This window comes from Nitrospirota bacterium (assembly GCA_015233895.1).
GTDB lineage: Bacteria > Nitrospirota > Thermodesulfovibrionia > Thermodesulfovibrionales > Magnetobacteriaceae > Magnetomonas.
This window is the reverse complement of record JADFXG010000010.1, coordinates 30,496-41,512: the sequence shown is the minus strand read 5'-3', so window position 1 is coordinate 41,512 and position 11,017 is coordinate 30,496. Positions and strand designations below refer to the sequence as shown.

At 41.5% G+C, this 11,017-nt stretch carries 6 protein-coding genes; 1 reads left to right on the top strand and 5 read right to left on the bottom strand.

Annotation, left to right across the window (positions count from 1 at the left end):
* The first annotated feature begins 216 nt into the window (after window positions 1-216).
* Window positions 217-993, top strand: a complete 777-nt coding sequence (locus HQK88_08790; GenBank protein MBF0616898.1) for a DUF1460 domain-containing protein — start codon at window positions 217-219, stop codon at window positions 991-993.
* Window positions 994-1,008: 15 nt separating this feature from the next.
* Here the strand turns inward: HQK88_08790 and HQK88_08785 are convergent, their stop codons facing one another.
* The 5 genes from HQK88_08785 to htpG all read right to left on the bottom strand — a co-directional run bounded on the left by HQK88_08785 (window position 1,009) and on the right by htpG (window position 10,960).
* Window positions 1,009-5,256, bottom strand: a complete 4,248-nt coding sequence (locus HQK88_08785) for a PAS domain S-box protein (protein ID MBF0616897.1) — start codon at window positions 5,254-5,256, stop codon at window positions 1,009-1,011.
* Between the two features lie 215 nt (window positions 5,257-5,471).
* A complete protein-coding gene (locus tag HQK88_08780) occupies window positions 5,472-6,494 on the bottom strand; it encodes a substrate-binding domain-containing protein (GenBank protein MBF0616896.1) in 1,023 nt (340 codons plus the stop codon).
* A gap of 487 nt (window positions 6,495-6,981) precedes the next feature.
* Window positions 6,982-8,052, bottom strand: a complete 1,071-nt coding sequence (cobT, locus tag HQK88_08775; protein MBF0616895.1) for a nicotinate-nucleotide--dimethylbenzimidazole phosphoribosyltransferase — start codon at window positions 8,050-8,052, stop codon at window positions 6,982-6,984.
* 127 nt (window positions 8,053-8,179) lie between these two features.
* A complete protein-coding gene (locus HQK88_08770) occupies window positions 8,180-8,989 on the bottom strand; it encodes a DsbC family protein (protein MBF0616894.1) in 810 nt (269 codons plus the stop codon).
* Between the two features lie 66 nt (window positions 8,990-9,055).
* Window positions 9,056-10,960, bottom strand: a complete 1,905-nt coding sequence (htpG, locus tag HQK88_08765; protein MBF0616893.1) for a molecular chaperone HtpG — start codon at window positions 10,958-10,960, stop codon at window positions 9,056-9,058.
* Between the last annotated feature and the right edge of the window lie 57 nt (window positions 10,961-11,017).

The window sequence follows — 11,017 nt, the reverse complement described above, 5'->3', positions numbered from 1 at the left end:
CTATTGTTTTGATAGCTTTTTCAACGAATGCAGCCAAGCAATCGTTAGCTTAGATTTTTAACATAGGTAAATAATCTGTAAATACTATTTTCCTTATTTACTGATTTACGGTTTCAACTATCCTTCTTTTTTAAGAAGTTCTCTAACTTTGTTGCCAAAATAACAAAGATGCGTGTTAAAATATCTTTAATGAAAAAACATTGTCCGGAGGAACAGGTGAAAAACTCTAAAGTGCAATTAATTTACATACTGACCGTTATAACGGCATTATTGATTTTAACTGGCAATGGCCAATGTTTTCCTTCTGAGAAGGAAATCTCACAATTGCAACAACAGACGAAAACTCTTCCGATTGGCGAAAGGATTGCGCTGTGGGCTGAAAATTTTGTCGGCACCCCATATGACACTGACCCTCTGGGAGCTTATGTGAGAAACAAGGTTATCGTTTATGATAAAAGCGTTGACTGTATGTATCATGTGTTCAGGTCTGTTGAGTTAGCCTTTGGCGGCACTCCTGAGGAGTCTCTTAAAATTGCTCTCAATCTGCGGTTTAAAACTAAAGGAAAACTTGGCTCTGACGGGCTTGTCACTAACTATGACGACAGATTTCAGTATGCCGAGGATATGGTGTCAAGCGGAAAGTGGGGCACTGACATAACACAAGAGATAGGCAGTACAACTAAGATAAAAGGAGACAGAGGAGTAGAGAGCGTCTCAATTGTCCCAAAGGAAAACATAAAGGATGTGCTTTCAAAGCTTAAAAGCGGTGACATAGTGTTTCTGATAAAAAAGGTTGAAAAACGTGTAGTCGGTGAAATAGTCGGCCACGAGGGCGTTATTAAGGTGGAAAATGGCGACGTTTACCTTATCCACGCAAGCGGACTTAAAAACAAAGAAAATGAAAACTACAAAGTTAAAAAAGTTCCCTTACTTGACTATGCCGTAAATATGTCCTTTATTGGTATCACAGTGTCGAGATTTACAACCCATTGAATGGAAAGCTCCCCTTTATTTCTGCTCTTCACTTTCTCTTTCATCCACCTTTTCATGAACAATGGGCAAAGTTATGGTAAACACCGTCCCCTTGCCAAGAGCGCTGTCCACAGATATTGTGCCGCCGTGCCGCTGCACTATTTTTTCACATATAGCAAGCCCCATCCCAGTCCCCTCGTATTGACTCTTGCTATGAAGCCTCTGAAACGGCTTAAATATCTTATCCACATACTTCATATCAAACCCAACTCCGTTGTCCTCTACTCTTATACGGCAAAGACCATCAGCGCTGCTGACACTGCTTACCCTTACAACCGGAGGCACTCCATCTCTGTGAAATTTTAACCCATTGGCTATAAGATTCGTAAGCAGCTGCTGCAACTGGAAACGGTCGGCATCTACCACACAAAGCGAAGCAGCCTCGATTTTCCCTTTACTTTTCATAAGCCGCACTTCAAGGTCGGTTTTGATATCCTCTACTATTTTGCTTATTTCGGTGCGGGTAAAAGGTTTTGCCCGTGTGGTTATACGTGAGAAATTTAACAGATCATCTATCAATTGCTGCATTCTCTCTGCCGCAGAATCCATTCGGTTCAGATAGTCAAGGGCATCGGTGGTTAACGTGTCAGCCGACACTTCACGTAGTCTTTCGCCAAAGGCAACTATTTTCCGAAGCGGTTCCTGTAAATCATGAGAGGCAACGTTGGCAAAATCCTGAAGATCCTGGTTGCTTCGCTGTAGCTCGGCTGCATAGCGGGTAACAGAGTCTTTCATATCGATTATTTCCGTAATATCAGAAATTAGTGCAAAAGCTCCTGTAACCGCTCCTGTTGCATCCTTTACTGGCGTTGCGTTAATTCTCGTATGTATCAAGGCACCGTCAGTTGCCCTCAGAGTTAAATCTGAGGCTACTCCTGAGCCACCCATCAGATCCCTGATAAGCTCAACATATTCCTCTCTATATTCTTTATCTATGAAATACAATATCCCTTTGTCCCTAATCTCATTAAAAGTTGCTTTTACCATCGCACAGGTTGAGTCGTTTACCCTAACAACCTGCATTGACTTGTTTATCTCTATAAACCCCTCTGATGTGCTGTTTATTATATTTAAGTATTTCTCTTCAGATTTTTTGAGAGTTTCCTCCACTCTCTTATGCTCCGTTGTGTCTATCCCCATACCGGCCAGTAGCCTTCTTCCTGTGATGTCTTTATACGGGAACTTAATAATAAGCCACTGATGAATACCGTCAGGCTCAGGAATATTTTCCATGGTATCAACTGTCTTTTCGACAGCTATTGCCATTGAATCGTGCGCTCTCATGGCTGTTGCCGTATCTGCCGGAAAGATGTCAAAATCGCTTTTGCCTATTACCTCGTTTTCCTTGTGGTGAGTTACCCTGTTGAATTTATCGTTAACAAAAACGTACCTTCCGTTTTCATCCTTTATGAAGGCCATCATAGGGCTTTTGCTCATAAAGCTTTGAAACAGAGTCTGACTTAATTCAAGATTTTTCTGAGTTCTCATCCTCTCTATAATTCCGGCAAGGGTGTTTGAAACTGCTCCCAGAAACTCCATCTCGGTCTTTTCCTGCTTATGTCCTTCTTTGACATACAAGTTAATAATCCCCATTACACTTCTGTCACTGGAAAGTATCGGCACGCAGTAGTGCCCATGGGGACCAACGCCTTCATATGTTATGTCGTGCTGGTCATCAATGCAGTCGGTAAAAATAATCTCTTTTGCCACAGCCGCCCGTCCACATATACAGGTGCCAAACGGTACCCACTTGCAAAGAGTCATGATTTCATGAGAAAGCCCCCTGTTAGCTTTCATTTCAAGCACCTCTACTGCGCCCTCATCCGCTAAAAATATACAACCCTTTGATTCAAGAGCAAGCCATTCTATATTGAGTATGAGATCAATGACTTGCTCAAGCTGATGCTCAAAAGGAATCGGCTCCATTGATATTGATAATATGGCACTCGTTACTCGCTGGATGTCGTAGTGTCTTCTGTTTTCCTCCTCTAAATATACACGCTGCGTTATGTCCCTTATAAAGGCAAAGAGAATTTTCTCCACATTTAAAATATTTATACTGGCCTCGACATAAATAATCGTTCCATCCTTAGCTCTTAGTTTGCCGTCTAAGCGGCCTCCGCCCATTTTTATTATATTTGAGATGTCTTGCCTTGTGTCATTCTGTGTGTTTAATATTTCTATATCTGATACAAACATTTTCAACAACTCTTCTCTGGTGTAGCCCGTCATTTTACAATATGCATCATTTACAAAAATAAAACTGCCGTATAAATCAGTCATTACAAAACCATCCAGAGATGTACTGAAAATCGCGTTGTTCCGTTCCTCTAAAAGTACACGCTGCGTTATGTCCCTTATAAACGCAAAAAGAATATTCTCCTCACTTATAATATTTATGCTGACTTCAACATTAATAATGTTACCGTCTTTGCGTCTTTGTTTACTCTCAAAACGAACACCACCAATAACCTTTATTCTTTCAATTTCACTTATTATGGCCTCTGGCGTTTTTGATGCTTCAATGTCTGCTACTTTCATTTGCAGTAACTCTTCTCTCTCGTAACCAATCATCTTACAAAAAGCATCATTTACATTTATAAATCTGCCCTCCATATCGCACATCACAAATCCATCTAGCGATGTACTCAGAATTGCTCTGTTTTGTTCCTCAGAACGCTTTCTTTCAAGTATCTCCATAGTAAGTTTGCTGTTAGTCTGTATTAACTCGTAAGTTCTCTCTTGCACTTTTAGTTCAAGCTCTTCTTTAGTGCGTTTAATTTCATCCTCATATAGCTTGCGTCTTGTTATATCCCTTACCATGACTATGGTCATTGGTTTACCCAAAAAGTCAACAATGTTAGTGTTAATATCAATAGGAAATACATTGCCATCCTTACGTTTGCCAGACATCTCAAATGTTTCTGTCCTATGTTCAAATGAGCTGATTGAGTCATGTATGCCTTCAAACTCATCCGACAAAAGCTTCATAAAACTAAGGCCTATGACCTCGGAGACATTATAACCAAAGATTTGTTCGGCTGAGCGGTTAAACATGGTTATTGTCTTGTTGTTATCAATAGCTATCATGCCATCGGGCATATTTTCCATTATAGCTCTTATACTTTTTTCACTGTTTTGCAACTCTTGAGATGCTTCAAGTAGTGCATTTCTTGAGAATATAATTTCCTCAAAAAGTCTCCTGAACCTAAACTCAAGGGATGTGAGTTGATCAGAAATACCAGCAAATTGTCCCAGATTTAAACCGATCTGCTGTGAAAATTCTGTAATTCCTCTATTTAGACGAATTATTCTCTTCACTATATGTATCATTATGAGTAAGAATGAGCATATCATGAAAAAAGCCGCCGTCATACTTATCATCTTACTCTTGTGCCTGATATCAGTGCTTAACTTATCAATATCCTCGTTAGATATTAAAGAAGCAAACATTATCGTATTTTCAGCATCACCATAGTCTAAAAAAGATTTTCCTATAAAAGTATAATTATCTTTCAAATCCTCAAGACTGTCTCCTTGCCGCAATAAATCGGGCTTATTACTTGCCAGGACTTTTAAATTCTTTCCAGCAACAAGAGCTACTGTGCTTTGTCCCACGTTGCCGAAAATTTCATCAAGAAGTTTAGAATCTATATGATGGGCTACCATAAGCGTTGCTATAGTATTTCCGCTGCTGTCTTTGACCACCTCAGAAGCCAGTATGAAAAGCTTATCGTCTATAGATGTCTGAAACGTTTGGTTATAAGTCATCTGCAAAATAGAGTGTGATGGTTTTAGGAGACCGGGGGTTGGCGATTTTGCAGAGTTTTGAAACAATTCCCTAAGATTTCCCTGCGGGTCAAAGAGCAACGCGTAGTCAAACTTAGGGAACACCCTCAACACAGATGGCGGGGGAATCCATGGCGGGGCTTCTTTTGTGATTACAGGTTTTGTAGAGTTATCCCGTTTTACTTTGGAAACATAATTTGTAAAACCTGGCAGGGCTGTAAATAATTTGACAAACTGATGGTAGCCAAGATAGTACTTGTCAAAAACACGTCTGTTATCAACTGCCCGGCGTGAAAGCCTGTCGGTAAGTTGAGCATGTAGGAGCTTCTGCAGATTTTTATCAAGGAGATGGCTGCCTACGGCGCTTACAGCAAGGCTGACAAACACCGTAATAACAGTCATCTTAACGGTCAGAGATATACGGTTTAGGTTCATTAATAGTGCCTTTTAGTTAACCATGTTGATAAAAGACTGGATTCCTGCCTTCGCAGGAATGACAGAAAAGAAATGACAGAAAAGAGAATAACAGAAAAAGACTATCCCCTCCTCTGTCATTCCCGCCTACGAGCGGGAATCCAGTCCTTTTTATTACTTCCTTAGATGACAGAAAGCCCTTTATAGGAATTAACTTGATAGGCATTTCAATCTTTTCAGAAAGGCTCTCCGACAAGCTCATTGCCGTCAAATTTCCAGCCTGCTTTTCTTAACTCTGTTGCTGGCACTATGTAATAACTCTTGTCAATTCTTTCAAGATTTTTTATGATGTAGTCGACAAGTTTTGCCGCTTTTTCATTAATCAGGTTGGGAGCATTCCACACTGTTATGTTAAATGTGCGGTAAATGTTGTATTTGCCGCTGATTAATGCCGAGTTGTCGTATGGGGAGTAGCCGTCTATAGAAAGCGCCTTAAGTACCGAATTTTTATTGTTGTGTTCAACCATCCAAAGGGTTTCATACCCGACAGCACCCTTAACCGAGGCGACTTGTGTAAGCATATCCGCAATAGAACCTACATCCATTGCCCTCGGGCTGAACAGATCCTCAGAACCCAGAAGCAGACACCAGTGGCCAGGGCGGTTTTTACAGTGAAGCCTTATGATGGGCTTTATTTCAATATCCTGCGCTTTTTTGTCGGTTTTCAACTGCGACCACTTATCCACTTTACCTCTAAAGATGTTTCGTAGGTCAGCGGTTGAGATGTTTTCGACGGGGTTGTCTTTGTTAACCAAAATTGCAAGAGAGCCAATGCCGAGATTTAAGTATTTCAAACCCGGCAGCCGGTCAACCTCACCGGGAGGACAGCACATACCGGAGATATCAACAGTTTTTTTCGATACCGCCCCTGCCGCTATTCCACAAGTTCCCTCCTCAACGGCAATTTTCAGACCGTTTTGTTTTTCGTACTCCCGAATAAGCGGCAGAAGGGCCGGGTATATCTGCTGATCAAGCGCTACGGCAATGTCAGCGCCTTTAGCCCATGATTCATACTTTATGGGAGCTTTCATCCACTCATCAGACATCTTGAAAATCTTTTTGGGATCAGAAAATGGAATACCCCTGAGAGGATCTTTAGCAGCAGCCTTATCAGCCGCACTTACCGCAAAGTTAAAACACAGCGCACATAAAAGTGCCACAATCAGAGCACTTAATGTGTTGAAAATATTTCGTTTCATAGAGTCCTCCATGATAATTGTACTTAAGTGCACATTACTAAACCCATTTAGTTTATACCCCTTAACGCCTAAATTAAACGAGTTAAACCCACCATTGAAATATTGTAACATATTTTAGATGAGAGCTATTAAAAAAAAGGTGAGAATTTGAGTAATACCAATTTGAGACCGTTGCAAAATTCTCAAAAATGTCTATATAGTTAACTCAGCTAATAAAAGACTGGATTCCTGCCTTCGCAGGAATGACAGAAAAAGAACCCTTCCCTCCTTTGTCATCCCGCACTTGTTGCGGGATCCAGTCATTTTCTCTACATCCGTAAAAGTAATTAAGCCATCTATCGGAGTTAAATCAATAAACAATTATATTATTTTTGCAATGGTCTCAATTTGCCGTCAAAAAAGTAGATTAACAAAAAACGAATAAACCATGGATGAACACAGATTATGGTTATTGGAATTATCTGTGTCCATCTCGTGATACATATTGTTAAGTTTTATGAATATCCTTGTCAGTGTCAGAAACCATGGCCTCGGCAAAAGTTGCCATCTCTTTGTAAATCTTAAGCGATGCGTCCAAAACCGTCATAGCCAGCGCCGCTCCGGTTCCCTCGCCAAGTCTCATATTAAAATCAAAAAGCGGCTCAACTCCCATGAAATTTAAAAGAGGTTTGTGTCCACCCTCCTGAGACATGTGGCTGCCTATAAGATATGCAGACACTCGCGTATCTAACACACACGCTATTGCCGCTCCGGCAGTTGATATAAACCCATCCACTACCACTGGTATCCCAAGGGATGCCGCCCCTATACACAGTCCTGCAATGCCGCCTATTTCTGCTCCGCCCACTTTTGAAAGCACATCGAGAGCATCGTGCTTATCAGGTTTATTTACGGTAAGTGCCGTCTCTATAGCCTTGATTTTCTTAGCAAGCGCTGCGTCATCTATTCCCGTTCCGCGGCTTGTTACTGCCTGAGGTGACAGTCCGGTAAGTACGGCTGTTATAGCAGATGACGGTGTGGTGTTTCCTATTCCCATATCGCCTGTGCCAAATAAACGATAGCCTTTTTTTGCATACTCCTCAGCCAATGATATTCCTGCCTCAATTGTCCTCACTGCCTCATCTGTGCTCATTGCAGGCCCCTTACACATATTCCTGGTGCCTGAGACCACCTTTTTATTTATCAGTCCCGGACAGTCCTTAAAAACGTAGTTGACCCCCATATCTATTACAAAAACATCAGCACCGGCGTGTCTGGCTAAAACATTTATCCCGGCCCCTCCCCTTAAAAAGTTAAACACCATCTGAGGAGTCACCTCTGAGGGATACGCTGACACTCCCTCCTCAACCACTCCATGATCTCCGGCAAATACAAAGACGCCCTTCTTTGGCATCTCAGGCATATCCGTCTGATATATGGCACAGAGCCGTTTGGCAAAATCCTCGAGTTTCCCCAGACTGCCCCTCGGTTTGGTTAAACTATCGAGCCGTTCCTGTGATAATTTTATGTATTTATCGTCTAATGGTTTTATTTTGGCAGTTGCCTCTGAAATTGTCATTACTACTGAAGTCCTCCTGTTTGATTTTTCTCATTTCTCATCCAGCTAAACTAACAAGGGAGTTTATTACCGCTTCAATCGCCCCTCCCTGCTAAAGAAAGTGGGAGGGGGATCGGAAGGGAATGTTTTATTTTTCACTATCCTGTTTTGCAGGGGCTTTTTCATCCTCATGCTTATCAGGGGTTTTTTCGGTATCTAGTTTTGAATGATTGTGTCCAGGTACTTGTTCCTCTGGTTCGCCAAGATATTTATTGATAAGCGGAAGGTTGGCGCCTTGAACCGGTTCACCGTTTACAATCAGAAATGGTGTGCCCGAGCCGGATACACCAATCTTATCACCTACATTGCGGTATTCCTTTAACGTCGCCTCTACTTTGTCATCATTACATACAGTGATTTCCTTATCATCATATTTCCCATCCAGAACGTCATAAAAGGCCTTAACTTTGTCCTTGGCGCAGAGAATAAACCTGGCCTTCTTTTCGGAATCAGGATGCAGTTGAACCAAAGGATACAGGAAAACATAACGGGTAATATCTTTTTTGGTCTTAAGAAAGGCAGCGGCGCGTCTGCAATACGGGCAATCCGGGTCAGTAAATTCAACAACGATATTTTTACCGTTACCAATTTTCATACCCTTTTCATATGGAATATTTTTGACACGTTCTTTCATAACTGCCATTAAACTTTCCGATGTCAGGTTCTTGCCGTTATTCATCCGCATCTCACCTAAGATCAAAATACCGGTTGCCGGATCAAAATAAATAATCTCTGACCCCACCAAAATCTCGTAAAGTCCCTTAACAGGGGACTCCTTTATTGTGTCGTATTTAACATTTGGAAATACCTTTTTAAACGCCTCCTCAGTTGTTTCCGCACTGCAATATACCGCAAGCGCAAGAAATACACCGAGAAAAATTAGCAATTTTTTTAACACTTTTCTCTTCTCCGTTAGTTTTTTATTTTTAAGCCTTAAAAAAGGCTCTGTGTGATACAATTATAATCATACGCTTTTCATGTCCTTAACCATCAGCTCCGATACCATCGAGGTGAACAACTGTGAATCCTTAGGTCTGCTCCCTTCTAAAACCAATGCCTGATTGTAGAGCATATCAATGTACTTCATGAGTTTTTCACTTGTTTGATCTTTTTCAAAAAGCTCATTCATTGCCTCAATAAGGGGATGAGTCGGATTAAGCTCAAAGATTTTCTTAGTAGGTGGAATTTCTTTGCCAATGGAGCGTAAAAGGCGTTCCATGTTAGCATCCATAGCACCCTCATCACCAACAAGGCAGCACGGGGAATCCTTCAGCCTGCCTGAAAACCTCGCCTCTTTAACATCAGCCTTTAGCCGCGTGTTGATTAAATCCAATAGTTTTTTGTACTTCTTTTCGCTCTCTTTCTTTTCCTCCTCTTTAGCCTTATCCAAGGTGATATCGCCTCGCAGCGCCGATTTAAAATCTTTATCTGAGTACTGAAACCCTGTAAAAATCATGTCATCAATTTCATCAAGAAGAATCAGCACCTCATAGCCTTTCTCTTTAAAAGTCTCCAGATAGGGTGAGTGGACAGCATCCTCAAAATCGGTTGCCGTCATGTAGTAGATATCCTTCTGGTCTTCTTTCATGTTTTTTACATAATCTTTAAGAGTAGTGTATTTACCGCTCTCTGTAGCTGTAGAGCTAAAAAGAAGCAGGTCTGCCACAGTCTCCCGTTTTTCGTAACTAAAGTGAATACCCTCTTTCAGGATTCGTCCGAATTGTTTATAAAATTCAAGGTATTTGTCAAATTCGTTTTGTTTCATATCCGAGAGGGTGTCTATCACCTTCTTTGTCAGATTTTTATTGATAACTTCAATTTGGCGGTTGTTTTGCAGAATTTCTCTGGAAACATTCAGCGGTAAGTCAGAGGAATCCACCACACCTTTTACAAAGCGCAGATATTGCGGGATCAGCTCCTCGCAGTGTTCCATAATCTGAACCCGTCTGACGTAAAGGGTTGGGCCGTACTTAAAGTCCTTATAGAAAATATCAAACGGCATCCGTGACGGGATAAACAAAAGCGCAGTAAATTCCGTAGTACCCTCAGCCTTATAGTGGATAACCCTTGTGGGGTCAGTAAAGTCGTGAGAAACGTGTTTATAAAACTCGTTGTAATCTGACTCTGTTATCTCGGACTTATCCCTGAGCCAGATAGCTTTTTGGGAATTAAGTTTCTCCTCCTCAGTAACGGTATATTTCTTACCCTTATCAATTTCACTTTCCTTTTGCCGCTCCACGTCCATTACAACAGGGTAGTCTATGTAGTCGGAGTACTTTGTAACGATACGTCTTAATTCGTACTCGGTGAGATATTTCTCTTTCTCTTCATCCTTAATATAGAGGATAACGTCAGTTCCGCGTGTTGCCTTCTCAGCGTCCTCAATCGTAAAAGTGCCGTCTGCTGCGGATTCCCACCGTATGCAGTCGTTAGTGCCGGCCTTTTTTGAAATCAGCACAACCTTATCTGCCACCATAAAGGAGGAGTAAAACCCAACGCCAAACTGCCCTATAAGCTCTGTGGAGTCATCGGGGGATTTCTCTTTGAGTTTAGTTAAAAACTCCATAGTTCCGGAGTGGGCTATTGTGCCAAGCTCCCGTATGCCCTCATCCTTATTCATGCCTATGCCGTTGTCGCTTATCGTAAGCGTACCGGCTGCTTTGTCTATAGATAATTTAATTTTCCACTCTCCACCGTCTTTTTGGATTTCACTGTTTGTCAACGACTCGTAGCGGGCCTTATCTATAGCGTCTGAGGCATTAGAGATAAGCTCACGCAGAAAAACCTCTTTGTGTGAGTACAGCGAATGGATCATCAGATCCAGTAGCTGGTTTACCTCTGTTTTAAACTCTAAAACTTCCTTTGTCACTGCTTCCGTACCTCCTGTCACGATAACTAAGTTTTCAGGGAAAGCGTTTCAAGTTTG

Bases quoted from the DNA above. Each gene is read 5' to 3' on its own strand.
- HQK88_08785 (MBF0616897.1), bottom strand. From the start codon at position 5,256: ATGAACCTAAACCGTATATCTCTGACCGTTAAGATGACTGTTATTACG.
- HQK88_08780 (MBF0616896.1), bottom strand. From the start codon at position 6,494: ATGAAACGAAATATTTTCAACACATTAAGTGCTCTGATTGTGGCACTT.
- cobT (MBF0616895.1), bottom strand. From the start codon at position 8,052: ATGACAATTTCAGAGGCAACTGCCAAAATAAAACCATTAGACGATAAA.